Genomic DNA, 25,836 nt, shown 5'->3' on the forward strand with positions numbered 1-25,836 from the left:
CATGAAAAGCTTCATCGGGAGTTACTCTAAGGAAACCGCCGTACACGTAAGTACATACGGTGGTGTGAGAGGACGGCAAAGCTATATTTTGATGATATCTTTGCCTCCTACTTTAATTGACTTTTATTGTTTAAGCCTTCTTAAACAATCCTCCAATCAGAGAACCGGCACCACCACCGACCGAAGCGGTGATCAAGCTCATGATGTCCATTCCGCCGGATGCTTCGCTACCGCTGTTCATAAACTGGGCAAGAATCATCGGCAGAGCGTTACCACCAACAGCACCGGCGATGAGATTGCCGACCATGCCTAGTCCGTTTTTCTTGAGCATGTTGCCAAGCCAGCCTCCACCAGCCCCCAGAAGTGTGTTGAGTAAATAAGGAAGAATAGTCTCCATTTTCCATTTGTTTGAATGTGAAAAAATCGTTTTGTCGTTTCAAAGATAATCATTAATCTACGGATTTCATATAAATACTTAACATATATATTTATTATGATTACATAAATGACATTATTACAATTGGTTAAATAAAAAAATGAGTTCAATATTTGGACGGGTGCTTGATAAATATCATGAATGTGGAATTTAATCATTGGCTGTTGGTATCTCTTTCACAAAGGGGAAGGAATGATGAGGAACCATTAGGCTCTCGGCAGGAATTGAAAATTTTGTACTTTCTTTGTGCTTTAATAGAGTTTATTGTAAGATGGAAATGGACTGGCGACAACAACTGGATGCGCTCCGACAAGAAATAACAAACTTTAATTGGAGCCAATCAGAAGATGCGGAGCGTTTCAGGATCAAGTACCTGGGCTCAAAAAATGTTCTTAAAGATTTCTTCGCCATGATGTCTGAAATACCAACGGATCAACGCAAAGAATTTGGGGCGGCCATCAACCAAATCAAGGAAGAAGCTACTGAATTGTATGCGCACCAAAAGGCAGAATTGGAAAAATCACAGAAAAAAACGGAGCCGATTCCTGACCTAAGCCTTCCCGGTCTGAACAAAGGACAGGGAAGCAGACACCCGGTTTCCATCGTGATGGATCGCATCGTGGACATTTTCTCTAAAATTGGATTTGAAGTCGCAGAAGACCGAGAGATAGAAGATGACTGGCATAATTTTACTGCGCTCAATACTCCCGACGACCATCCAGCCAGAGACATGCAGGACACCTTTTATTTACGGGATTTTGCAAATCATTTGTTGAGAACCCACACCTCCAGCGTGCAGGCCCGATTTATGACAAAGCACCAGCCTCCAATCCGAATTCTCGCACCCGGAAGGGTGTACCGCAACGAAACGGTTTCAGCAAGATCGCATTGCCAGTTTCATCAGGTAGAAGGTCTTTATGTGGATAAAGCTGTTTCAATGGCTGACCTTAAACAAACACTTCTATTTTTTGCAAAAGAGATGTTTGGCGAGGATGTAAAGATCAGATTGCGACCCAGTTATTTTCCATTTACAGAGCCCTCCGCAGAAATGGACATTTATTGGGGACTTAAGGACGAAACGGACCATCGGATCACCAAAGGTACTGGATGGCTTGAAATTCTAGGTTGCGGGATGGTAGATCCATCTGTTCTGGAAAATTGCGGAATTGATTCTAAGGAATTTTCCGGTTTTGCTTTTGGTATGGGTATAGAAAGACAGGCAATGTTACTCTATAAAATTCCGGACATCCGATATTATTTTGAAAATGATTTGCGTTTTCTCAAACAGTTTAAACCCATCCTTTCATGAGTCAGAAACCTAGCCTGGCTAAAGGTACAAGGGATTTCTTACCGGATCAGGCTCTAAAGCGCAAATATATTTTTGAAACCATCGAATCGGAATTTAAGGCATGTGGCTTCCAGCCTTTGGAAACACCAGCCATGGAAAACCTGACAACACTTGAAGGAAAATATGGTGAGGAAGGTGACAAATTGCTGTTTAGAATTCTAAATAGTGGAAACTATCTCAAAGAACTTTCATCGGGCCAATTAGAGCAGGGTATCAGTGTGGTGACTCCCAAAATTTCCGAAAAAGGACTTCGGTATGACTTAACTGTACCTTTTGCTCGAGTCGTTGCAATGAACAGGCATCTCATTCATTTTCCTTTTAAAAGATATCAGATCCAACCCGTGTGGAGGGCCGACCGCCCTCAAAGAGGAAGATACAGGGAGTTTTATCAATGTGATGCTGATGTTGTGGGTTCGGATAGTCTAATGTATGAATCGGAATTGGTTTTATTGTACGATCGCGTTTTCTCAAAACTAGGAATCCCTGTGAAAATTGCAATCAACCATCGCTCCATACTCGAAGGAATGGCAGAATACGCTGGCCGTATAGATCTTTTTGGGTCCATGACGAACATTATCGACAAATTGGACAAAATTGGTGTAGAGGAGGTTAAATCTGAATTGATCCAAGCTGGATTTAAACCGGAAAAGGCCCTCCAAATATTGAAATTGATAACGGGAGAGGCCTCGCTGGAACAATTTGATTTGGGCGGCTTGTCCTCGGTTGGAGTGGACGCCATTCGAAAGGTCAAAAAATTCCTGGAAGGAACCAGGATGTCCAATGCCCTTGAGTTTTTGCCCTCATTGGCCAGGGGCTTGAGCTATTATACCGGATGCATCTTTGAGGTTATTCCTCAAAATATCAAAATGGGATCTTTGGGAGGAGGAGGTCGCTACGACAACCTGACTGGCGTGTTCGGTTTGCAGGGTGTATCGGGAGTCGGAATTTCTTTTGGTGCAGATAGGATTTTTGATGTGCTGGAAGAACTAAACTTGTTTCCGGAAGGACTGTCTGTTTCAACCAAACTATTGATCATCTGTCTGGATGAAGAAAGCCATTTGCATGGATTTCAATTGGCCTCACGCATCAGAGAGTTTGGTATTTCTTCTGAGCTTTATCCGGAGCCGGGAAAAATCAAAAAACAATTCAAATACGCCGAGGATCTAAAGATTCCTTATGTTTTGATCGTAGGTGAGGAAGAAAGAACATCAGAAATGTATAATCTCAAGAATCAAACAGACGGAAGTCAGCAAAAATTAAATGAGGTCGATTTGATTCAATTGCTACAAAAACTTTAATCAGCAAATATTCTCCATTTAATGGAAATCAATTGAATATTTATTTTTGCGGGCTGAAATGTTTTGTAAGACTATTGAGCACAAAGGAAATTAAATGAGCTTATTTTACCTTACACTCTATCTTCTTTATTCTTTATTCTTTATTATTTACTATTTAATATTACTATATGTATACAGGAAAAGTATTTAAGTTTGAATTATTGTGGCATTTTGCCAGAAAAAATCTGTTCCGCACCATGATTATCAGCATTCTTGCGGTGCTCGGATATGAATATTTGGATTGTGATTTTATCAGCATTCCATTTTTGCCCATTGGTACAATTGGTACCGCAGTTGCGTTTTATGTCGGTTTTAAAAACAACCAGGCTTACAACAGACTTTGGGAGGCAAGGGTATTATGGGGAGGTATCACAAATACCAGTCGGAGTCTTGCGTGCATGATGGCTGCTGTGGTGGCAGACAAGGCATTTGTCAAGGATTTTATGTTGAGACACATTGCTTATATCAATATACTTCGTCTGCAATTGCGGAGAACCATCCCGTGGGCCACCAGCAAGGAGAATCTGCACCAGGCGTATGTAGGAGAATCCAAAGAATTGGAAGAATTTGATGCAGGCTTGAAGAAAATATTAGAGCGCCACCATAAAATGCAGTATTACGAGATCCTGCAGTCCAAACAGAATACCGCATCCATTCTGTTGAATATTCAGATCAAGCAACTCAAAAAATTGAAAAACGAAAAACAAATTGATGATTTCGAACACAGTGATCTGGTGAGATTGATTGGAGAATTGTTTAATCACCAGGGTGGTTGTGAAAGAATAAAAACAACTCCTTTGTTTCGACAATACAGTATCTTTAGCAGGGTCTTCGTGGTTTTGTTTATTTTTTTATTGCCTTTTGGTTTGTTAAAAGACCTGAGTGCATTAGGGCCATATGGAGTTTGGCTGACGATCCCATTTACCATGCTGATCTCCTGGGTTTTTTATACCATGGAACAGATCGGAGAGTTCAGTGAAAACCCATTCGACAATGCAGTCAATGACATTCCCATCAGCACCATTTGTACCAACATCGAAAGAGATATAAAAGAAATTTTGGGTGAGACAGAGCTTCCGCCAAAACCTGAACCTGAAAACTCAATCCTGCTTTAATAATATATTTTCGACCTTTTTAATACCGGACGAAAAAAAAGGGTATATTTGTCGAATTATTCGACCAGTAAAAATATGCCAACAAAGTTTCCTTCAAGGGGTTCATCTCTACATGTTCCCAATAAATACCTGATGAACAATTACGACTTGGATACAGAATTGGATCAGGAGTTGGAAAAGGAGGACATTTCTTCAAAGACAATTTGTATTGAAGTTAAGGCCAAATCGATGATCAATGTGGTCAAAAGTCCTGATTTACCCATGGATTATTCGCTCAATCCTTATCAGGGTTGTGAACATGGTTGTACATATTGTTACGCGAGACCGACCCATAACTACTGGGGGTATAGTGCCGGAGATGAATTTGAAACAAAGATTCTTGTCAAATCCAATGCGATTGACATTCTTAAAAAAGAGCTGAATGCCAAAAAATACGTCCCAAAGCCCATTATGTTATCGGGTAATACCGATTGTTATCAACCCATTGAAAAAAAGTATCTACTGACCAGAAGTATTCTTGAACTAATGCTAGAGCTCAGGCATCCGGTCATGATCATCACAAAAAATGCTTTGATTAAAAGAGATTTGGATTTGCTGGTGCAATTGCAAGAATTGAACCTTGTGCGCGTAGCCATTAGTATCACCGCGGCAACAGATGAAACCAGAAGATTAATGGAGCCCAGGGCTTCATCCATTCCAATGAGATTAAACACGATTCAAGTCCTGACCCAACAAGGAATACCAGTCCATGCCATGTTGGCACCAGTCATTCCCGGGATTAACGATCATGAAATAATGGATATGGTAAAGCTTTCCGGAGAAGCCGGCGCTATCAGTTGTTCCTATCAGATCGTTCGACTCAATGGGGATCTGGGTATCATCTTTGAGAATTGGCTGGATCAACAAATGCCGGAAAGAAAAAATAAAATTCTCAATCAAATCAGATCTTGTCATGGAGGCAGCATTTCTGATAGCCGGTTTAGTGTCAGAATGAAGGGTGAAGGACATTTTGCTGACATCATTAAGCAGCAGTTTTCTTTGGCAAAATCAAAATATTTCAAAACCAAAGAGTTGCCTGGTCTTTCTTCTGAATTGTTCAGGCCTGTGAGAAATGGTATGCGAACCCTTTGGTAAAAGCGATACCATTGCCAAGTTCATTTTTTAACGGAGCCCATAAGCTAAAGAATTTAACTATATATAATTTAAATATAGTATATTATATATTAATTTTAAATTTAATATATTATTTCAAGCTATTCTTATAATAACTATTCTTTATATTTGATACTTTTGCGGTTGGGTGGGGTTGACCACAATCGCAAATGCCGATGACATGGGCCCATTTCAGTAAATACAATAGGGCATGATCTACCAAAAACTCAAATCCAAAGAATCCTCCATCGCTGTAATTGGTCTGGGTTATGTTGGTTTGCCGCTTGCTTTGGAATTAGCCCGCAGATTCAGTGTGGTTGGATTTGACATCAAACCCGATCGAATCGAGAAACTGAAGCGCTCAATTGATCCCTCTCATGAAATCAAACCAGATGGATTCATTGGAGCTGATATTCATTTTACCGATGATCCATCTGATTTGCATGCTGCTTCCTTTTTTATTGTAGCAGTTCCGACTCCGGTAGATGAACACAAAGTGCCTGATTTAAAACCCATTTTATCTGCATCAGAAATTGTTGGAAAGTCATTAAAAAAAGGAGATTACGTGATCTTTGAATCGACGGTTTATCCCGGCTGTACCGAAGAAGATTGCTTACCGGTTTTGGAAAAGCATTCCAAATTGAGCCTTGGGCAGGATTTTAAGTTGGGTTATTCACCTGAAAGAATTAATCCCGGTGACAAATCAAAAACCATTAGGGATATTCTTAAAATCGTTTCCGGGAGCGATCCGGAAGCACTTGAAAATATTGCAAAGGTATATGGTGAAATTATCACTGCGGGCATCTATAGAGCAAGTTCCATCAAAGTAGCTGAGGCTGCAAAAGTGATCGAAAATACACAACGGGATCTCAATATTTCGTTTATGAATGAGCTATCCATGATTTTTGATAAAATGGGAATAGACACCCGGGAAGTGATAGAAGCCGCAGGTACCAAATGGAATTTCCTAAAGTATTATCCTGGTTTGGTCGGAGGGCATTGCATTGGCGTGGATCCTTATTATTTGGTCCACAAATCGATGGAATTGGGTTATGACCCGCAAGTAATTCTAAGCGGGAGAAGAATCAATGATGGAATGCCGGCATTTGTAGCCAAAAAACTGATTCAAATATTGATTGGCAAGAAGAAAAATCCTGGCAACTGTCGTGTTTTGGTGATGGGAATGACCTTTAAGGAAAATGTTGCAGACATTCGAAATTCTAAAGTGGCAGATTTAGTCAATGAGCTTAAAGCCTTTTCTGTTTTTGTGGATGTAGTAGATCCTTACGCAGACACTGAAGAAACATGGGAAGAATATAATATTCGGCTTTTGAAAGCACCTTCCAACAAATACGATGCGGTCATTGTCGCTGTGGCACATGATGATTACAAAAACAAAACAGCTGAATATTACACCCAATTTATGGGAGAGGATCCTGTTTTGATTGATCTTAAAGCGGTGGTATCACCCAAGCCACACAATATTCATTATTGGAGATTGTAAACGAAGAAGTAAAAAAAAATGTACCCCTCGATATATCATACAGTCGTTCTTAAATTTCTGCAAAGATGAAAATTGCAGTGATTGGTACAGGATACGTGGGATTGGTCACAGGGACTTGTTTTGCCGAAACAGGCCATCATGTTATTTGCGTCGACAACAACCATGAAAAAATAGCACAACTTCGCGCAGGAGTGGTCCCTATCTTCGAACCCGGACTGGATCTATTGATCGACAGAAATACCAAGAGTCATCGGTTAAGTTTTACAACAGAGCTAACTGTGGCGGTTAAAAATGCAGAAATTGTATTCTTGGCATTGCCAACTCCACCCGGTGAGGATGGGTCGGCAGATTTGAGTTATGTTTTGTCTGTTGCTAAACAGCTGACCGCATTGATTGAACATTATACAGTCATTGTTAACAAAAGTACTGTACCTGTTGGCACAGCTGAGAAAGTACAAAAAATTTTAGAAGAATCACTGCCAGCAGATCTTTTTGATGTGGTATCCAATCCGGAATTTTTGCGGGAAGGTGTTGCAGTAGAAGACTTTCTTAGACCTGACAGGGTGGTAGTCGGCACCTCATCTGAAAGGGCAGCACAGCGCATGAAGCAATTGTATGAACCTTTTGTTCGGCAGGGAAACCCAATTTATTTAATGGATTTGCGAAGCGCGGAATTGACAAAATATGCTGCCAATGCTTATCTTGCGATGAGAATCAGTTTTATGAACGAGATGGCCAATTTGTGTGAGGAGACTGGAGCCAATGTGGATATGGTTCGCCTTGGAATTGGCTCAGACAATAGAATTGGAAAGCGATTTTTATTTCCTGGAATCGGATATGGAGGCTCTTGTTTTCCGAAAGATGTAAAGGCTCTTTACCAAACAGCCCAGCAACACGATTACCACTTCCGCATTCTTGAAGCAGTGATGCAAGTAAACCAACTTCAAAAGAATTTTTTTAGTCAAAAATTGTACAACCGATTGGGTGAATCGCTGGAAGGAAAAAGACTTGCAGTTTGGGGTCTTGCTTTCAAGCCGAATACAGACGATATTAGGGAGTCGCCTGCACTAGAAATGATTGAAGCTTATCTCGGCAAGGGCGCTCAGATTAGTGTGTATGATCCGGAAGCAATGGACAATGTGCGCGCTCAATTTGGAAATCGATTGATATACGCAGAAGGTATGTATGATGCATTGGATGGAGCTGATGCATTGTTGATCATGACAGAATGGAGTGAATTCAGATCACCTGATTTTGATCAATTGACTTCAAGGATGAATCATAAATTGATTGGAGATGGAAGAAATGTGTACGATCCAGAGGAGATGAAAAATTTAGGTTTTGATTATTTTAGTGTAGGGAGATAATGTTTTATTCATCATTTGATTCAGGATTAAAGTGATTTGTTTTTATCTATTAAAATACAATCAGATGGTGGAGAATTCTTTCTCCGTGGAAGGTAATATAAAAATGCAATAAGCAATGAATAAACTACAAATGGTGGATTTGTCCAGCCAGTATCATAAAATAAAAACTGAAATAGATCAGGCAGTGATTCAGGTCATGGAAAGCACCAGCTTTATTGGAGGTGAAAAAGTCAAATCCTTTAAGGAAAATCTGGAAAAATACCTAGGTGTAAAGCATGTAATTCCCTGCGCCAATGGAACTGATGCTTTGCAAATCGCTTTCATGGCACTTGGCCTTGAACCTGGTGATGAGGTGATCGTTCCGGCGTTTACCTATGTAGCTACGGCTGAGGTGATCGCTTTGTTGAGACTAAGGCCGGTGATGGTAGATGTCAATCCGGATGATTTTAACATCGATGTAAATCATATTGAGCATGCAATTACTGCCAAAACAAAAGCGATTGTACCTGTTCATTTATTCGGCCAGTCCGCCCATATGGAATCCATCATGGATCTGGCAAGCAAGCATCATTTGTATGTTGTGGAAGACAATGCCCAGGCCATTGGTTCTGACTATTTTTTCTCCGATGGTCGAAAACAAAAGACAGGCACCATAGGACACATTGGTTCCACCTCCTTTTTTCCATCCAAAAATCTGGGATGTTACGGTGACGGAGGTGCTATATTCACCCAAGACGAAGATCTCTCAAAAAAAATTGCGATGATTGCCAACCACGGCCAATCAAAGCAATATTATCATGATGTGGTTGGGGTTAATTCCAGATTAGATGCCATTCAGGCAGCAATATTAGACATTAAATTAAATCATCTGGACGAATACGCCGCAGCGCGAATCAAGGCAGCAGATTATTACGATCAGCTTTTTAAAGATTGTGCGAACGTGGTAACTCCATTTCGGAATGCTCACAGTTCACATGTTTTTCATCAATACACATTGAGGATTACCAACGGCAGGAGAGATGCGCTCAAAGAATATCTAAGCTTAAAGGGAATTCCATGCGGAATATACTATCCTCTTCCCTTGTACGAGCAAAAGGCCTTTTTACCTTTTATGAGCCAGACCAATATACAATTGCCAGTGACAGAGAAACTTTGTAAAGAAGTGATTTCTCTTCCGATGCATACTGAACTAAATCACGAAATACAGGATTATATTGTAGGCGAAGTGCTCCAGTTTTTATCGTAGTCAAATGGAAGAATCTAAAACATACTTTGCTCATGAATCAGCAGTGATTGATCAAGGCTGTGAAATCGGGGAAGGCACCAAAATTTGGCATTTCAGTCATATGATGAGTGGATGTAAGATTGGAAAAGAATGCAATCTTGGGCAAAATGTAGTCGTTAGTCCTGGAGTGATTCTTGGCAATCGTGTCAAAGTTCAAAACAATGTGTCGATCTATACAGGAGTAATTTGCGAGGACGATGTATTTCTTGGACCCTCCATGGTATTTACAAATGTCATTAATCCTAGGAGCAGTGTCAATAGAAGAGGGCAGTACGCAAGTACCCTGGTGGAATTTGGAGCAAGCATTGGAGCCAACGCTACGATTGTTTGCGGGATTACCATTGGTCGGTATGCATTTATTGGAGCAGGGGCAGTAGTGACTAAAAATGTTCCGGCCTATGCATTGGTGGTTGGAAATCCAGCAAGACAATCAGGTTGGATGAGCGAATATGGTCAAAAATTGAAATTTGATGCCAATGGACTAGCAACTTGCTCTGAATCCGGTCAATCCTATCTTCTGAAGAATCATCGTGTAACTCGAATTAAACCATGAATAAAAAATTTGCATTGGTTGGAGCTGCGGGATATATTGCACCCAGGCATATGAAAGCGATTCTTGAAAACAATGGCGATTTGGTAGCTGCTTATGATAAAAATGATTCCATTGGTATCATCGATAGCTATTTTCCGGAAGCCAGTTTTTTTACTGAGTTTGAAAGGTTTGATCGCCATCTGGAAAAAATCAAGAGAAATCAAAATGGAATTGATTTTTTAAGCGTTTGTTCTCCCAACTATTTACACGATGCTCATATCCGATTTGGTTTAAGACTTGGAGCTGACGTAATTTGTGAAAAACCCCTGGTATTAAATCCATGGAATATCGATGCCTTACAGGAAATATCCAATGAAACAGGACATAAAGTCAATACCATACTTCAATTAAGGCTTCATCCAAAAGTCATTGAACTGAGAAATCAAATTCTATCAGATGCCAGTACCAAAAAGTATGAGGTTGATCTTGCCTACATTACATCGCGCGGTAAATGGTATCACAGTTCATGGAAAGGTGATGTCAGTAAATCCGGAGGAATCGCTACGAATATTGGAGTTCACTTTTATGATCTTCTGGCCTGGTTGTTTGGTTCATTACAGAATCAAATAGTACATCTTCAAGCGCCGGATCGTGTAGCAGGTTATTTGGAATACGAGCGGGCGAAAGTGAGGTATTTTTTGAGTATTGATTACCACACATTGCCGGAAGTGGTTAAGTCGGCCGGGAAAAGAACCTTTAGAGCTTTATTAATCAATGGAAAAGAATTTGAATTTAGTGAAGGGTTTGGAGACTTGCATACCATATCTTATCAACACATTTTAGAAGGTCAAGGATTTGGTCTGGAAGAATCCAGACCGTCCATCGAAACCGTTTACGCCATCCGCAATTCTACTCCCATCGGACTGACAGGCGAGTATCATCCTTTGGCGGCAACTTTAAAATAAAATTAAAGATTGGTTCAATCATTGCCTGAATGAAAAAACTGAAAATCCTGAGTGTAGTTGGAGCAAGACCAAATTTTATAAAGGTCGCACCTCTCCACCGGATTTTTTCAGAAAAAAATGAGTCCATACAATCAATTATTGTTCATACAGGACAGCACTTTGATGAAAAGATGAGCCAAGTCTTTTTCGAACAACTCTCCTTGCCGATACCAGATTATTTTTTAGGCGTCGGTCATGGAACACCGACCGAAGTCAGTGCAAAAATCATGTTGGCTTTTGAGCCTGTTTTAATAAAAGAGAGGCCTGATCTTGTCATCGTAGTCGGCGATGTTACTTCTACTTTAGCCTGTGCTTTGGTTGCAAACAAACTGGACATTCAACTGGCGCATGTTGAGGCTGGTTTGCGCTCTTTTGACCGGAGCATGCCAGAAGAAATCAATCGGATTCTGACCGATCAGCTATCTGATTTTTTATTCACCACAGAATGCGTAGCAAAAAAAAATTTGATCAAGGAGAATATTCCCGAAGAGAAAATATTCTTTGTTGGAAATTGTATGATTGATTCTCTGGTGTATTATCAGAATGAGACCTCAGGCTTAGAAAAATTAAAGGAGCTGGGTATTGAGCCAGGGAAATATATGATGATGACCATGCACAGACCTTCCAATGTAGATTCTGCTTTGGGTTTAGACCGAATATTGAACATCCTGAAACGGATGCTGCCAATTGGAATGAAAGTAATTTTTCCACTACATCCTAGGACCAAACAAAAATTAATCGAATTTGGTTTGTTTGATTCATTGATTGACCTGCCACATCTGATATTAACAGAGCCTCTGGGATATTTGGAGTTTATCAACTTACTTAGATTTTCTCTTCTGGCAATAACCGATTCCGGTGGCATACAAGAGGAGACAACTTATCTTGGAATTCCCTGTATTACTTTGAGAAAATCGACAGAGCGACCGATTACAGTGGATGAAGGTAGCAATACACTGATTCCAGATCTTGATGTGGATCGTATCATGGATTTATTGGATCAGATCGTAGCAAAGAAGTATAAAAAGTCCCAAGTTCCAGAAATGTGGGATGGCAGGGCAGCAGTGCGCATTTATGAAATATTATTGCATGGGTTGAACAGTAAAACTTATGCAAACCATTAAAAATTATTTTTATACCATTCTACATCTCAAACTGCGACAAGTTTTTTTTCAGCTTTGGTATCGGATTAAATATTCTTTTACAAAGAATTGGGGTATAGTTGAAAAATCACAAATTTTTGTGGAATTGAATCCAAAATACTTACCGAAGAAGAAATGTGTTTTCGGTACGCAACCTCCTGTTATATGTTTATTGAATTTGGAACATTCATTTGAGAATGGATTGAATTGGAATGAAGTGTCGAAGGGGAAATTGTGGAATTATCATTTGAAATATGCTGAGTTTTTGTTGGATTGCGATCTAGATGTATCGGTAAAATTACAATGGTTGGCAGATCTTTCTGAGAAAATCCAAAGTGGCGAGTTGCCACCTGAGGCTTTTCCTTGTTCTATGAGAATGATTTATACCTGTTTATTTATTTCTCACCATAAGCAGTACCGACCTGATATTATAAATGCAGTTTGTCTTCAAAATCAATGGTTGAAGGATAATGTTGAATACCATATTGATGCCAACCATTTACTCATCAACAGAATTGCATTGAGTTTTTTTAAGCTAATGTTGGGAATTGAAGATGACGATGAAGTGCATCGGGAACTTGTCTGTGAACTAAACCGTCAGATCACGATTGATGGGATGCACTACGAGCGAAGCACGATGTACCATCTGGAAATATTGGGCTTACTCTTGTGTTTGTACGGTTGTATTAGAGAACCTTCCTCCTATCTATTTGTCCAAATTACACCCATTGTTTCAAAAATGTATTCCTGGATGTGTACAATGATGGATGATTCCAATTACATTCCTCCTTTCCAGGACAGCACAAGAGCCTCATTGGAAAAAATCAAAGAAATTAAATGGGCATGTGATCAATTGGGGATTGCAGTTGATCGCATTCAATTAGGACAATGTGGGTATAGAAAGTTTAACTTCAGTTCCAATACAATTTGGGTGAATGCAGGTAATATTTCTCCTTCTTACCAAGCTGGACACGCCCATGCAGATCAAATGCATTTTGAGTGGAGACAGGATGGAAAAATGTTGTTGGTAGATACCGGAGTTTCCACTTATGAACTGCAGGATCGTCGGCTAGAAGAGAAGTCCAGCCATTTCCACAACACGGTGGTCTCAAACCATGACAATCAATCTGATATTTGGTCCTTTTTTAGGCTTGGTAAACGGGCAAAACTAACACTCATCCAGGACGACGAAATGGTTTTAAAGGCTGTGATAAATGCTGTACATTTTACACATATACGTTCTTTTATTTTTTCAGCGGATGGTTTTGAAATACTGGATCAATTGGATGCAGATAAGAGAGGCACTGCTTACTTTCACTTTGATTATACCCTGAAAGAGAAGCTGACACAGACTGGACCCCAAAGTTTTAAACTAAATGAATGTACGATAGAATTTAAAGGGCCTCTGTTTGTTAAGTTGGTTCCTTATTTTCAAGCCTTGGATTTTAACAAACTGATATCTTCAGTCAGACTGGAAGTTGTATTTATAGGAGAATTGCGCACTCAGATTATTTGGAATGAAGAAGCGGTTACTTTATCTTAGTTATTATTTTGAACCAGATTTTGGTGCGGGTTCTTTTCGGAACAGTTCTATTGTCCGCAATCTGCAGAATAAACTTAGAGTGGACGAGGAAGTCTATGTGATTGTATCAACACCCAATCGCTATCAGGGCACAAAATTGCATGCACCGGATTTTGAAGATCGCGGAAACGTAAAAATCTTTCGAGTTTCTGTGCCACAACATCATAACGGATTTCTGCGACAGATTTTCTCTTTTCTATTTTATGCCTGGGGTGTATTCCGATTGGTAAGAAATTGGAAAATGGATATGGTCTTTGCCTCTTCCTCTAAATTGATGACGGCATACCTTGCCTATACAATAGCAAGACGCAATAAGGCCATTCTATTTTTAGATATTAGGGATTTGTTTGCGGAAAATCTATTGGAAATGATCCGGTGGAAATTGCCCGGATGGATTAGTTTTAATTTCATAAGAAAGTTTTTTGAAATTCCTTGTTTCCGGTATGCCTCAAATATAAATGTCAATTCTGAAGGATTTATCCAATCTCTGGACTATCTGAAGAATACCAAAATTAGTTTTTATCCAAATGGAATTGATGATTTTTTTGTGGGCCATTCCCCTTCAGCAAGTATAGAAAGTAGACCCATCACCATTTGTTATGCTGGAAATATAGGTGAAGCGCAGGGATTGGAAAAAATAATACCATCACTGGCACTAAGGCTTGGATCTGATTATTTGTTTAAAATCATAGGAGACGGTTCTGCTAAAATTAAGTTGCGTAAGAGATTGAAAGCATTGCATGTCACCAATGTACAATTGATCGATCCTGTGCCAAGAATCAATTTATTGGAATATTATACCCATAGTCATTTTCTGTTTATTCATTTGAACAATTACCGCACCCTTGAAAAGGTTCTTCCTTCCAAACTGTTTGAATACGCTTGCTTTCAAATACCCATTATTGCCGGAGTGGCCGGATATGCCAAAGAATTTATGGAGAAGTATGTCAAGGCCAATGTATTTATATTTGATCCCTGTGATGTAGAGGCAGCCATCAATCTCTTTAAGAATGTTGAGTATCGACTTTTAGAACGACCTGATTTTATCAGAGCATTTGACAGAAATAGAATATCAGGAGAGTTGACAGATTTAATCTTAAAGGAGTTTAGAAAGGTGTGAAATGAAAGTAATTCTTGCATCCAATTCGGCATGGAATCTTTTCAATTTTCGCAGACCACTCATGCGAAGTTTAAAAGCCCGAGGAGATCAACTGATCATTTTATGTCCTGAGGATAAGTATTTGGAAAAACTTTTTGATGAATTTCAATTTTCTTTTATTCCTGTCAAACATTTGAAGCCAAGGAAATTTAGTCCCTGGAGTGATTTTTTGCTTCTTCGTGAAATTTGGAACATATACAGGAAAGAAAAACCTGATTTGGTATTTCATTTTACGATTAAATGGAACATCTATGGCGGAATGGCTGCAAGATTCATGCAATTGAATTATGTTTCACATCTGACGGGTCTCGGGTCTCTTTTTATAAATCCTTCTTTGCTATCAAAAGGCATCGGTATATTTTATCGGATCTCTTTGATAACAAGTATTTGGAATGTTTTTCACAATAGACACGATTTGGATTGGATGCAAAAAAATGGCTTTGTTGATGAGACAAGGTCTTCCGTATTTCCTGGATCCGGTGTTGATGTTCATTATTTTTGTCCAAATGGAAAAATTGAAAAACCAGTTGAGAATATTTTATTTGCGGGAAGAATATTGCCTGAGAAGGGAATATTTGAATTCTGTGAGGCAGCTGAATGGCTAAAGAGAATCTATCCACAAATTAGTTTTGAGCTTACGGGAGATGACAAAGACATCAGTAAAAATCGGAAGTTGCACCGCAGATTTTTGGATTATGTTCAACGAGGAATCGTCTCTTATATCGGTAACTCAGATGACATGGTGCAGGTATATAACAGAGCTGATCTTTTTGTATTGCCAAGCTACCGCGAAGGAAGACCAAAAGCCATATTGGAGGCCATGGCGATGGAATTGCCGGTCATCACGACCAATGTTGTAGGCTGCAATGATATATCAGACCATATTGACTTGGTTGTTCCAAAAAGTTCGATGGCCTTGTATCAAAAAATATTGGAGTATATCCAGAAACCATTGAGAGAAATGAGAGAGCTCGGCCAAAATAATAGAAAAACAGTGGTCATGCAATATTCATCTGCAATGATAGAAGGTCTCTATTCCAAATTACTGAATCAATTGTATCAGCAAATTTATGCCGGAAAAAATTGAAATCTATCAAAAGAATGCGACCTATTATATTAAAAGGTTGAATCATATCCTTGAGGGAATCCAATGGATCAACCAATCTGTTTTAGATCTGGGTTGTGGTCAATGTCTCATGAGTAAAACGAAGCATTTTAACCATTTAAAATCATATACAGGAGTGGATGATCAATTGTATACAACTCCGGTGGAATATATTTTATCCGATGTGGTTGATTATTTAAAGAAGGACAGTAACCATTTTGACATCATTTTGTGTCTTGGTGTTTTGGATCATCTGGATGAAATTAAGGCTACAGAATTACTATCCGAGCTGAGTTATCGGAGGAATTCAACGCTCGTATTGAGCTGTAGGAATTCAGGAAATCCATTCATACGACTTCTACACCCTACGGGATTCAATTTTGATGTTTTTCATGAACACGGAGTCTATCATAAGCTTTTTCTATTGAAATTTCCAATGAGTAAAACCTGCTTTAGGATCCGATTTTTACCAAGGCTTATCGGTACTGAAATGGTGTTTTACTTCAAACCGGTTTTCACCGCTGTTTAGAATGTCAATCTTTGCCAACCAATTGTCGTTTAATCTGTTAATATCCTTTATTTTTTATCAACATCCTTTAACTTTGCAAAAAATATTTAATTCATGGAACAAGTTTTAAATCATCTGAAATACCGAGTGAAAGACATACAGCTGGCAGATTGGGGTCGCAAGGAAATTGAGCTTGCAGAAGCAGAAATGCCCGGATTAATGGCCCTTCGCGAGCAATACAGCCATTCCAAACCTCTTGCAGATGCGAGAATCGCTGGATGCCTCCACATGACCATTCAAACAGCCGTCTTGATCGAAACCCTGATAGAACTGGGTGCGGAAGTAAGCTGGTCTTCTTGCAATATTTTTTCCACCCAGGATCATGCGGCTGCTGCCATTGCCGCCAAAGGAATACCCGTTTTTGCCTGGAAGGGTATGAACAATGAGGAGTTTGACTGGTGCATCGAGCAAACACTTTTCGCATTCAAGGATGGCAAGCCACTAAATATGATCCTTGATGATGGAGGTGATCTAACCAATATGGTTCTGGATCATTATCCGGAGTTGGTTGCCGGCATCAAAGGTATTTCCGAAGAGACCACCACTGGTGTATTGCGCCTTCACGACCGTGCAAAATCAGGAAAACTGCCGATGCCCGCTATAAATATCAATGATTCCGTCACCAAATCCAAGTTTGACAACAAATATGGTTGCAAAGAATCTTGCGTAGATGCGATTCGCCGTGCCACTGATCTAATGATGGCAGGAAAAGTGGCTGTTGTAGCAGGCTATGGAGACGTAGGGAAAGGTTCTGCTGCCTCTTTGAAAGGAGCTGGTTGTCGAGTGATTGTGACCGAAATTGATCCTATCTGTGCACTACAGGCAGCCATGGATGGTTTTCAGGTTCTCAAAATGGACAATGCTGTAAAAATGGCCAATATCGTCGTGACAGCTACGGGCAATCGCGATATTCTTACTGGCCGCCATTTCAAAATGATGAAAGACAAAACAGTGGTTTGCAACATTGGCCACTTTGACAATGAAATTGATGTATCCTGGCTCAACCAGAATTACGGTCACACCAAAGTGGAGATAAAACCGCAGGTGGACAAATACACCGTCGATGGAAGAGACATTCTCCTTCTAGCGGAAGGGAGATTGGTTAATCTTGGATGCGCCACGGGTCACCCGTCTTTTGTAATGTCCAATTCATTTACCAATCAGGTGATAGCCCAAATGGAGTTGTGGCAGCACCATGGAAAATATGACAATCAGGTCTATACCTTGCCTAAACATCTGGATGAGCAGGTAGCTAGACTGCATCTTGAAAAAATTGGTGTAGAACTTGAAGTTCTGGAAGACCATCAGGCGCAATACATTGGCGTAACCAAGGAAGGTCCCTACAAACCAGAATATTACAGATACTAATCTTATTGTGCGATACAACATCAATTATCCGCGGCAGAGCAATTTGTTGCGGATTTTTTTTATTTTTTATCTGGCATTGGGCTTATTATCTTTTGCCAGTGACCTTGGATGCTTGAAGGCACAAAAAAGATGGATTCAAGTTGCAGATAGTTCTCATTCAGGAAGGGTTTATCTCGCTGCGGGCTTGTCTGCACTTAGCTATTCGGCTTTTTCGGTGGGCCTGTACCATGCCTGGTACAAAGACTTTCACACGGGTCGATTTAGAAGTTTTAATGACTGGGCTGAATGGAGGTATATGGATAAATTGGGACATTTATATTCCGGATACTTTCAAAGCGATTTGATTTATCAGCTTGCAAGATGGACAGGTCAATCGAAAGAGACTTCGATTTGGACAGGAATGGGTGTTTCCTTGCTTTTTTTGAGCACTGTTGAAGTGTACGATGGATTTAGTCGGGCTTGGGGTTTTTCATGGACCGATGTATCTGCAAATGTGCTTGGTGTTGGATTCTTTGGGCTGCAACAGGCAGTTTTTGATAGGCAGATAGCCAGCATAAAATTTTCTGCTCCGGCTACCTGCTATCCGATGGAGAAATTGATTTCAGAAAGGCGAAAAAAATTATTTGGCAACAACATGGCTCAAATCGTTCTAAAAGATTACAACCGTCAAATTTATTGGTTGTCTTTTCATCCTGGCAAGTGGGTTTCACCAATCCCCTGGCTAAACCTGGCCATTGGTTATGGAGCAGAGGGTTTGTATGGAGGATTTCAAAACAGGTGGACGGAAGCCGATGGTTCTGAAATCAGACTGGATCCATCCATGTATCCAAGGTACTCTCAAATCTACTTTTCTTTGGATCTAAATCTGAAAAAGATACCGATCAAAAATCCATGGTGGAGAAGCTTCTTGAGCATGGTTCAGGTAGTCAAAATTCCAGCGCCTGCATTAGAGTTCAATACCTTGGGACAAATCAGGGCGCATTGGTGGAAATGAATTTTTTCCATTCCTAAATTTATCTTAATGTTGAATGGAATAGGTAGTTTAAAAGGTATTCGTATTAATTTTGCAAGGCAAAATTTCATTGTTTGTATCATTGAACTCATTTTTAAAAATCGAAAAACTGGTATGCGAAAAAATTTTATAATAGTCGACAAGGTTAATTTGTCTTTCTTTTTAATGTTTTTTTATCTGTTCTGTCAAAGGCCGGAAGCAAGAGCACAAACAGACAGCTGTCATTTGAGATTTGAAATTAAAGGTGGAACAGCAGGCAAGGTAAAATTGATAGGGGTTTTTGCAGATCAGAATTACATTGCCGATTCTACCATGATGAATGAATTGGGACAGTTTGAATTTAAAAGAAAATCACCTTTGAAGCCAGGATATTTTTACATCATATTGCCCGACTATACCAATTTTCACATGATGGTTGATCGTGAGCAGCATTTTAGCATGAAAGCTGAAAAGCCAGATCTGATTAACAGCATGAAGGTGGAAGGATCGCTGGACAATGTACTGCTGTACGAATCTTTAAAACTACAACAGATGCATGACCAGCGCATTGATTCGATCAATCAATATAAGAAAAACAACGAAGGGGTTGAGTCCACGCAAAAATTAGTAGATGAGGCATTTAAGAAAATCAACGACGAGAGAAAGGAACATGTTAAACTATTGCTATCAAAATACCCCAATTCTTTTTTTACCAAATTTAAGTCTGCTGGACAGAATCCTGATTTGGTCGAAGTTTTTAATGAAAAAGGAGAGCCAGATCGCAATGTGCAGCTACAATATTTTAAAGCTCAGTTTTGGGACAATGTGGATATGTCGGATCCCAGATTAATTTATACACCCGTCATTGTCAACAAGCTCAACAAATATATTGTGGATTTTACGGTTCAGCATCCAGATTCTATTATAAAATATGCGGATCTGATCATTCAAAAATCTTTTGCCAACAAAGAGATGTTTCAATTTGTCAGCAATTGGATCGCTTTAAAGTATCAGCCTACCAAGACGAAAGTAATGGATGGCGAGGCTGTTTACGTTCACATTATTGACAAATATTTTACCAAAGAGAATGCCTACTGGTTGGATTCTGTTGAGCTGGGTAAACTTAGGAAGAAGGCGTGGGAAATGCAGGCAAGCCTGCTCAACCGCAAGGGTCCGGATGTGGTATCTGTAGATCCAATGGGTCAGACGAAATCCATTTATGAAATCAAAAAACCCTATGTGATTGTATACATGTATGATCCAAAATGTGACCATTGTAGGGAAGAGACACCCAAACTCAGAAAATTTTATCAGGAGTGGAAGGATAAGGTGGAAGTATTTGCAATTGCCCTCCAAACCAACGATCAGGAATGGAAAGAATTTTTGGAAAAGTATGCCATCAAAGATTGGACCAATGTTTATGACCCAACCAACCGATCTATTTATGCCAAGTATTGGGTGGACATCACTCCAGAAATGTATGTTCTGAATAAAGAAAGAAAAATCATCGGTAAAAATTTAAAAACCGATCAACTGAGTTTTATTATCAACAAGGATTTGGGAATTCAGGAATAGTGGTTGGATTGCAGAAAATATTTTTTGAAACAATCTGGTTTCCCAATAAATAATCCCAAGTTGTTTATTGAAGGCTCTAATATTATCTAAATTGGCTTCAAAATGAGAACTTTTCATTGTAATTGATTCGTCCGCTTTGCACCATGAAAACTTCTCATCAAAAGCCTTCGTGGTATTTCCATTTTCGCTATCATACCACACTCCAATGCATCATTTGGAATAATGAATTTTCTCAAAATCCCATTTCGATGATATTCACTTTGACCTATCCATCAATTAATAGACGAAGGCAAAGCACATCAACATTTTAATCCAAATGGTTTGAATAAAAATCTGCCTACCAATGATTAATAAAGGGGGGTGGAAATGTATTTAGTTGTGGACTTTCAAACTGGGAAAACAGGCGTTAGTTTTCCAAAATTGCCAGCTCATCGTACATCCTGTAGTGCTTTGAAATCATACTTTTCAAAGCTTTCCTGGCAAAAAAGATTCTGCTCTTTACAGTGCCAAGTGGCAATTTGAGTTCATCGGCAATTTCCTGATATTTGTAACCGTGGAAATATCTCAGGAAAGGTATTTTTAAAGAGTCGTCCAGACTCTCGACCATTCCATTCAACTCATCCATCATTATGTCAGATTCAGCGCTGTTGAGGATTGAATTATTAATGGAATTGAGATAATATTGATTTTCACTATTGTCACTTACAATACCACCTTTTACCTTCCGGCGGTAATTGTTAATGAAGATATTCTTCATGATCGTGATCAGCCAAGCCTTAAAATTGGTGCCGGGCTGAAACTTATCGCGGTTGGACAATGCCCTGAAAGCAGTTTCCTGATAAAGATCTTTGGCATCTTCCATATCTCTGGTCAGACTGAATGCAAAATTGTGCAGAGTCTGTGATTGCTGGTCTAGCGAAGTGTAAAACTCGATCGTGGACATATCTTCTAATAATTTTTCCAAAGGTACCGCATGTTTAATTTTTGGCAAAAAAAACTTAAACAAAAAACAGTTAAAATTTCATTAAAAATCAGTTGAATATTATATTCTGTTGATTTTCAATTTATTCTATACTTACAACGCAAATATACAACAGAATCTTTTGTTGCGGTGAGTTAAATATTTCTCAAGATTGCTTCTTTGATCAAATCATTTTTGGGCTCTATGATAACTATAAATTGCCACTCCTGAAAATAAAATATTGGGAATCCAAACTGAAATCAAAGGACTAAAAACATCACTGTTGGCGATGGTAATGGACAGTTTGGACAGAAAAATAAACACAACCCCCAAAATAACACCAACCGCCAGATGGAGTCCCAGTCCACCCCTTACTTTTCTACTGGCAATGCATGCTCCTATCAGACTTAAGATCAAGGAAGTGAAGGGGTCTGCCGTCCTGCGGTGTTTTTCCACCTCATAACTTCTCGTGATTCCGGAACCTTTAACCAATTCACGCTCAATAAAATGACTCAATTCGGGAGTAGGCATCATGTCTTTTTGGTTTTTAGTGATTACAAAATCTGAGACCAGAAGATTCAGGGAAGTATCCATGCTTTGTCCGGAATAAATTTCAAACCTCTCCATTGTATCCAACATGGTTCGGATTTCATAATCCCTGAGTGTCCACAGATCTGGTGCTGCTTTCCATTTGATGGTCTTGGCCGTGAGAATTTGGATGATTTTGGAACTATCGTACTTTCTCAGCATAAATTGTTGTCCGGAGGAATCAGTCACACTAAAATTGACCACAAAAGCTTCTACCCCGGGTTCTACAAATAAATGGACATTGCGGTCTCTGGTATATACATTGCTTGCTTTGATGTGTTTGTTTTCAAATTCTCTCAAAACCCGATTTCCTTTGGGTACCAAAAGATGATTGGCTCCCAAATGCAAAAGGGTGATGGTCAAAGAAGCCAACATAAATGGTCGCAAAAAACGCTTGAAGGACATACCGGAACCAAACATTGGAATAATCTCTGTTTGATCGGCCATCCTGGATGTAAAATAGATGACAGTTACCAGACTATAAAGTGGGAACAACAAGGAGTTGATCCATGGAATGAAATTAAGGTAATATTGTGTGGTCACTTCCCAGAAACCCAAATTTTTGCTCAAAAATTTTTCGATTCGCTCTGAGACATCAAATACCACAGCGACTACGGATAGCAGCATCATGGTAAAAAAGAAAGTGGTGAAGTACTTCCCCATGATATACCGATCAATTATGGTCAATTTAAATGCTGATAAATTCATTACAATTTACGATTGATCAAAGAGATAGTTTTTAATTTCCAGGGAATATATTGATCGGTGAGAATTTGTTCCCTTGCCGATTTCATCAATTGCAAATAGAAACTTAGATTTTGAATGCTCGCAAGTTGCGCGCCGAGTATTTCTGACACCATGAAAAGATGCCGTAGATAAGCTTTCGTGTGCGTCCGGCTTGTTTCAGCCATCGAATTTGGGTCGATGGGATTGAAATCATCTTTCCACTTTTGGTTGCGAATATGCACAGTACCTTCGGAGGTATATAGTATTCCATGCCGAGCATTGCGAGTGGGCAATACACAATCAAACAGATCAATCCCGAGCCCAATGCACTCCAGAAGATTGGCAGGAGTACCTACACCCATAAGGTACCTTCCTCTGTCGATGGGCATATTGGATGTAGCCACCTCGGTCATTCTATATAATTCCTCTTCGGGTTCCCCTACAGACAAACCACCAATGGCATAAAGTGGGCTATCAAATTGGGCGTTGAATTCACTGGATGCTTTTCTTAAATCTTCGAAGAGGGAGCCTTGTGAGATGGGTACGAATATCTGCTTTTTTCCATAGAGTTCTGAGGTCTCTTCAAAACGTTTGTATCCTCTTTCAAGCCAGTCATTGGTTAGTTTCAATGATTTTTGTGCGTATTTTCTGTCGCAGGGATAGGGAGTGCATTCATCCAATGCCATCATAATATCTGAGCCGAGGGTTCTCTGAATATCCACCACAGATTCCGGGGAGAAAAAATGGCTGCTACCATCAATGTGAGATTGAAATTTAACTCCTTCCGGGGTGATTTTACGCCGACTGCTTAACGAATACACCTGGTATCCACCACTGTCTGTCAGAATAGGTTTATCCCAAGCCATAAATGAATGTAAGCCTCCGGCGGACCGCATTATGTCCATACCCGGCCGTAAATAAAGATGATAAGTATTCCCCAAAATAATTTGGGCCTTGATCACCTCATCCAATTCTTTTTGATGCACAGCCTTAACGGTTGCTGATGTTCCAACAGGCATGAATAAAGGAGTCTGGAGATCTCCCCTATCGGTTTTCAAAATCCCTGCCCGGGCATTGGAATGCTGATCCTGATGTATTTTAGTAAATAAGGTCATTTGCCTTTCGATTGGAATTTTAAAAAAATACCCAACATCAGAGAAAAGACCATTAAGGAGGATCCGCCTTTGCTAATAAATGGCAGTGGTATCCCAATGATGGGAACCAAGCCCATCGTCATTCCAATGTTGATGATCACATGGAAGCCTAAAAATCCTGCCAGAGCCATACCAAAACATGAGCCAAATTTGTATTCCATTTGTACGCTGTGGGCAAAGATTCTCCAAATCAAAACTAAAAATAAGATCATCACCGCAGCACTGCCAATAAAACCGTGTTCTTCACCGATTGTGCTGAAAATAAAATCCGTTGATTGCTCAGGAACATACTTCAGTTTTGTCATATTGCCATTCAGAAAACCCTTTCCAAAAACTCCTCCTGAACCAATGGCTACTTTGGATTGCAATAAATTGTACAGAGAACCTCTGGGATCGCATTCTGAAGGTTTTAGCCAAACTTTTATTCTTTCTTGCTGATGTGGCTTTAGTCCATTGTAAATGCTGTTACTGCCAAAACCAAATCCCACCAAGCCAATTGCAAACATAGGCAACATGATCGCCAGTTTCTCTTGTTTCGCCCGCCACAGAAGGACCAGAGAGAAAGTCAGAGCAATCAGCAAAAACCAAATACCCTGAGAAACTCCAAATTGGTAAGTCAGATAAACCCCTATTCCCATTAGCAAGATTGCCAACAAATAGTGATATCTGTATAGTCTCAGGTAATACCAGCTAAACCCAAAACTTAATAATAAAATTGAAAACAAAATCCACTCAATGGGAAAAAGGACGGTGCCGACAAAAATGGCAATCAGAAGAATGGCCGCAATAAGGTAAATTGCGTTTAAGCCCTCCAGAAATAGCAATAAGAACAACGAAAAAAAAGTAATGAGTGAGCCTGCATCCGGTTGGATCAGGATCAATAAACATGGAGTGAATATAATTAATAGCGCGTAGGACTGATACTTAATTTCTGTCAGTTTGACTTTAAAATAACTTAAATAGCTGGACAGCGCGAGAGCGGTGGACAATTTAGAGAATTCCGAGGGTTGGAATGAAAATCCACCGAAATTAAACCAGGCTTTTGCCCCCTTGACTTCTGAACCAATAAAAAGAACCAGGATCAAAAGAAAAAGACTGATCCCATAGAACAAATAAGCAAAAGTGTGCCAGAATTTACCATCTACAGAAAGTCCGATGAAAAACAAAACCAGGGCAAAAAAAATGTAAACAGTTTGTTTGACGATGGGCACTTGAAAATCCAAAAAGTCCAATTGGTCATTGTAAATATTGGTAGCAGAATATTGAGCTACCCAACCAATCAGCAAAAGACTCGCATACACAGCGGGTATTATCCAATCAGTCTTTATACCTTTCAGCCTTGCCATGTATGCATCTTGGTTTTGGTACTTAGAAAATAGATATTTTCTAAAGAACTAATGAATTTCTGAATATTCAATTTTATGATCAATGCTGATAAAAGCTGTACTGAATTTTTTCTTCACCTGATCCAATGCGGCCATCGCTTCGCTTCGGTTTAAAAAGGCACCTGCTATCAACTTATAATAGGGTTCTTTGTATTCCCATTTAAACTTGTAGCTGAAATTTTTTTGAAATTGTGTTTTCGTATCTTCCATCTGCCTTCTGTCAGCTGTTGAAATTACGGTTATCCTCCAACCAGAGACATGGGTTATGCTTTTGTTGATGCGGATGTATTGATTAAAGAGTGTAGTAACATCCTGATCAGCTTCAATTTTCACGGAATGTTGTCCAAAAATTGGACTGTGAGTAAGATTTATTGTCCAGACAAATAAAAAGATCGACCATTTCATATTTATAAAATTTTATCCAGCGGTTGGAAAACGCACAACCCGGGTTT

General features: G+C 39.5%; 23 protein-coding genes. 17 read left to right on the forward strand and 6 right to left on the reverse strand.

The annotated features are described in order from the left end of the window. Positions 1-130: 130 nt before the first annotated feature. Positions 131-397, reverse strand: coding sequence for a hypothetical protein (locus IPM48_06835; protein MBK9271296.1), 267 nt, complete (start codon positions 395-397; stop codon positions 131-133). 310 nt (positions 398-707) lie between these two features. Between IPM48_06835 and pheS the strand changes: the two genes are divergently transcribed. The 17 genes from pheS to IPM48_06920 all read left to right on the forward strand — a co-directional run bounded on the left by pheS (position 708) and on the right by IPM48_06920 (position 20,570). Beyond that, positions 708-1,745, forward strand: a complete 1,038-nt coding sequence (gene pheS / locus IPM48_06840; GenBank protein MBK9271297.1) for a phenylalanine--tRNA ligase subunit alpha — start codon at positions 708-710, stop codon at positions 1,743-1,745. After that, positions 1,742-3,082, forward strand: coding sequence for a histidine--tRNA ligase (locus tag IPM48_06845; protein MBK9271298.1), 1,341 nt, complete (start codon positions 1,742-1,744; stop codon positions 3,080-3,082). The genes pheS and IPM48_06845 overlap by 4 nt, the downstream gene beginning before the upstream one ends. A gap of 167 nt (positions 3,083-3,249) precedes the next feature. After that, complete coding sequence (locus IPM48_06850) at positions 3,250-4,236, forward strand: hypothetical protein (GenBank protein MBK9271299.1); 987 nt, start codon at positions 3,250-3,252, stop codon at positions 4,234-4,236. 75 nt (positions 4,237-4,311) lie between these two features. Next, positions 4,312-5,370, forward strand: coding sequence for a PA0069 family radical SAM protein (locus IPM48_06855; protein MBK9271300.1), 1,059 nt, complete (start codon positions 4,312-4,314; stop codon positions 5,368-5,370). Between the two features lie 232 nt (positions 5,371-5,602). Beyond that, positions 5,603-6,892, forward strand: a complete 1,290-nt coding sequence (locus IPM48_06860) for a nucleotide sugar dehydrogenase (protein MBK9271301.1) — start codon at positions 5,603-5,605, stop codon at positions 6,890-6,892. 65 nt (positions 6,893-6,957) lie between these two features. After that, the gene (locus tag IPM48_06865; GenBank protein ID MBK9271302.1) at positions 6,958-8,259 is read left to right on the forward strand and encodes a UDP-glucose/GDP-mannose dehydrogenase family protein; all 1,302 of its coding nucleotides are present in this window, start codon (positions 6,958-6,960) and stop codon (positions 8,257-8,259) included. Positions 8,260-8,374: 115 nt separating this feature from the next. Further along, complete coding sequence (locus IPM48_06870) at positions 8,375-9,505, forward strand: DegT/DnrJ/EryC1/StrS family aminotransferase (GenBank protein MBK9271303.1); 1,131 nt, start codon at positions 8,375-8,377, stop codon at positions 9,503-9,505. Between the two features lie 4 nt (positions 9,506-9,509). Beyond that, positions 9,510-10,097 carry an N-acetyltransferase gene (locus IPM48_06875; GenBank protein ID MBK9271304.1) on the forward strand — a complete coding sequence of 196 codons (588 nt, stop codon included), beginning with the start codon at positions 9,510-9,512 and terminating at the stop codon, positions 10,095-10,097. Next, a complete protein-coding gene (locus IPM48_06880) occupies positions 10,094-11,041 on the forward strand; it encodes a Gfo/Idh/MocA family oxidoreductase (protein MBK9271305.1) in 948 nt (315 codons plus the stop codon). The genes IPM48_06875 and IPM48_06880 overlap by 4 nt, the downstream gene beginning before the upstream one ends. A 38-nt stretch (positions 11,042-11,079) precedes the next feature. Next, complete coding sequence (wecB, locus tag IPM48_06885) at positions 11,080-12,204, forward strand: UDP-N-acetylglucosamine 2-epimerase (non-hydrolyzing) (protein MBK9271306.1); 1,125 nt, start codon at positions 11,080-11,082, stop codon at positions 12,202-12,204. A gap of 196 nt (positions 12,205-12,400) precedes the next feature. Beyond that, the gene (locus tag IPM48_06890; GenBank protein ID MBK9271307.1) at positions 12,401-13,765 is read left to right on the forward strand and encodes a heparinase II/III-family protein; all 1,365 of its coding nucleotides are present in this window, start codon (positions 12,401-12,403) and stop codon (positions 13,763-13,765) included. Beyond that, complete coding sequence (locus IPM48_06895; GenBank protein MBK9271308.1) at positions 13,740-14,924, forward strand: glycosyltransferase family 4 protein; 1,185 nt, start codon at positions 13,740-13,742, stop codon at positions 14,922-14,924. Before IPM48_06890 ends, IPM48_06895 begins: the two co-directional genes overlap by 26 nt. A 1-nt stretch (position 14,925) precedes the next feature. Next, positions 14,926-16,050: a glycosyltransferase family 4 protein gene (locus IPM48_06900; GenBank protein MBK9271309.1), complete on the forward strand. Its 1,125-nt coding sequence runs from the start codon at positions 14,926-14,928 to the stop codon at positions 16,048-16,050. Positions 16,051-16,087: 37 nt separating this feature from the next. Continuing rightward, the gene (locus tag IPM48_06905) at positions 16,088-16,597 is read left to right on the forward strand and encodes a class I SAM-dependent methyltransferase (GenBank protein MBK9271310.1); all 510 of its coding nucleotides are present in this window, start codon (positions 16,088-16,090) and stop codon (positions 16,595-16,597) included. A gap of 93 nt (positions 16,598-16,690) precedes the next feature. Continuing rightward, complete coding sequence (locus IPM48_06910; GenBank protein MBK9271311.1) at positions 16,691-18,004, forward strand: adenosylhomocysteinase; 1,314 nt, start codon at positions 16,691-16,693, stop codon at positions 18,002-18,004. A 112-nt stretch (positions 18,005-18,116) separates the two neighbouring features. After that, positions 18,117-18,998, forward strand: coding sequence for a DUF2279 domain-containing protein (locus IPM48_06915; GenBank protein MBK9271312.1), 882 nt, complete (start codon positions 18,117-18,119; stop codon positions 18,996-18,998). A gap of 27 nt (positions 18,999-19,025) precedes the next feature. Further along, the gene (locus IPM48_06920) at positions 19,026-20,570 is read left to right on the forward strand and encodes a redoxin domain-containing protein (GenBank protein ID MBK9271313.1); all 1,545 of its coding nucleotides are present in this window, start codon (positions 19,026-19,028) and stop codon (positions 20,568-20,570) included. Positions 20,571-20,976: 406 nt separating this feature from the next. On the opposite strand, the gene IPM48_06925 is transcribed toward IPM48_06920, so the two are convergent. From IPM48_06925 to IPM48_06945, 5 genes are all read right to left on the reverse strand, one after another. Beyond that, a complete protein-coding gene (locus IPM48_06925; GenBank protein MBK9271314.1) occupies positions 20,977-21,513 on the reverse strand; it encodes an RNA polymerase sigma factor in 537 nt (178 codons plus the stop codon). A 207-nt stretch (positions 21,514-21,720) separates the two neighbouring features. Continuing rightward, positions 21,721-22,827, reverse strand: a complete 1,107-nt coding sequence (locus IPM48_06930; protein MBK9271315.1) for an LptF/LptG family permease — start codon at positions 22,825-22,827, stop codon at positions 21,721-21,723. Further along, on the reverse strand, positions 22,827-23,960 hold the full coding sequence (gene tgt, locus IPM48_06935; protein MBK9271316.1) for a tRNA guanosine(34) transglycosylase Tgt: 1,134 nt from the start codon (positions 23,958-23,960) through the stop codon (positions 22,827-22,829). Before tgt ends, IPM48_06930 begins: the two co-directional genes overlap by 1 nt. Continuing rightward, entirely contained in the window at positions 23,957-25,345 is a 1,389-nt protein-coding gene (gene rodA / locus IPM48_06940) for a rod shape-determining protein RodA (GenBank protein MBK9271317.1), read from the reverse strand. The genes tgt and rodA overlap by 4 nt, the downstream gene beginning before the upstream one ends. A 48-nt stretch (positions 25,346-25,393) precedes the next feature. Beyond that, positions 25,394-25,789 carry an SPOR domain-containing protein gene (locus IPM48_06945; GenBank protein MBK9271318.1) on the reverse strand — a complete coding sequence of 132 codons (396 nt, stop codon included), beginning with the start codon at positions 25,787-25,789 and terminating at the stop codon, positions 25,394-25,396. Positions 25,790-25,836: the final 47 nt, after the last annotated feature.

This window comes from Saprospiraceae bacterium, from assembly GCA_016715965.1.
Classification (GTDB): domain Bacteria; phylum Bacteroidota; class Bacteroidia; order Chitinophagales; family Saprospiraceae; genus Vicinibacter.

Bases quoted from the DNA above. Each gene is read 5' to 3' on its own strand.
- IPM48_06845 (MBK9271298.1), top strand. From the start codon at position 1,742: ATGAGTCAGAAACCTAGCCTGGCTAAAGGTACAAGGGATTTCTTACCG.
- rodA (MBK9271317.1), bottom strand. From the start codon at position 25,345: ATGGCAAGGCTGAAAGGTATAAAGACTGATTGGATAATACCCGCTGTG.
- tgt (MBK9271316.1), bottom strand. From the start codon at position 23,960: ATGACCTTATTTACTAAAATACATCAGGATCAGCATTCCAATGCCCGG.
- IPM48_06870 (MBK9271303.1), top strand. From the start codon at position 8,375: ATGAATAAACTACAAATGGTGGATTTGTCCAGCCAGTATCATAAAATA.
- IPM48_06925 (MBK9271314.1), bottom strand. From the start codon at position 21,513: ATGTCCACGATCGAGTTTTACACTTCGCTAGACCAGCAATCACAGACT.
- IPM48_06855 (MBK9271300.1), top strand. From the start codon at position 4,312: ATGCCAACAAAGTTTCCTTCAAGGGGTTCATCTCTACATGTTCCCAAT.
- IPM48_06910 (MBK9271311.1), top strand. From the start codon at position 16,691: ATGGAACAAGTTTTAAATCATCTGAAATACCGAGTGAAAGACATACAG.
- IPM48_06880 (MBK9271305.1), top strand. From the start codon at position 10,094: ATGAATAAAAAATTTGCATTGGTTGGAGCTGCGGGATATATTGCACCC.
- IPM48_06895 (MBK9271308.1), top strand. From the start codon at position 13,740: ATGAAGAAGCGGTTACTTTATCTTAGTTATTATTTTGAACCAGATTTT.
- IPM48_06930 (MBK9271315.1), bottom strand. From the start codon at position 22,827: ATGAATTTATCAGCATTTAAATTGACCATAATTGATCGGTATATCATG.
- IPM48_06865 (MBK9271302.1), top strand. From the start codon at position 6,958: ATGAAAATTGCAGTGATTGGTACAGGATACGTGGGATTGGTCACAGGG.
- IPM48_06850 (MBK9271299.1), top strand. From the start codon at position 3,250: ATGTATACAGGAAAAGTATTTAAGTTTGAATTATTGTGGCATTTTGCC.
- IPM48_06900 (MBK9271309.1), top strand. From the start codon at position 14,926: ATGAAAGTAATTCTTGCATCCAATTCGGCATGGAATCTTTTCAATTTT.
- IPM48_06920 (MBK9271313.1), top strand. From the start codon at position 19,026: ATGTTGAATGGAATAGGTAGTTTAAAAGGTATTCGTATTAATTTTGCA.
- IPM48_06945 (MBK9271318.1), bottom strand. From the start codon at position 25,789: ATGAAATGGTCGATCTTTTTATTTGTCTGGACAATAAATCTTACTCAC.
- IPM48_06875 (MBK9271304.1), top strand. From the start codon at position 9,510: ATGGAAGAATCTAAAACATACTTTGCTCATGAATCAGCAGTGATTGAT.
- IPM48_06835 (MBK9271296.1), bottom strand. From the start codon at position 397: ATGGAGACTATTCTTCCTTATTTACTCAACACACTTCTGGGGGCTGGT.
- pheS (MBK9271297.1), top strand. From the start codon at position 708: ATGGAAATGGACTGGCGACAACAACTGGATGCGCTCCGACAAGAAATA.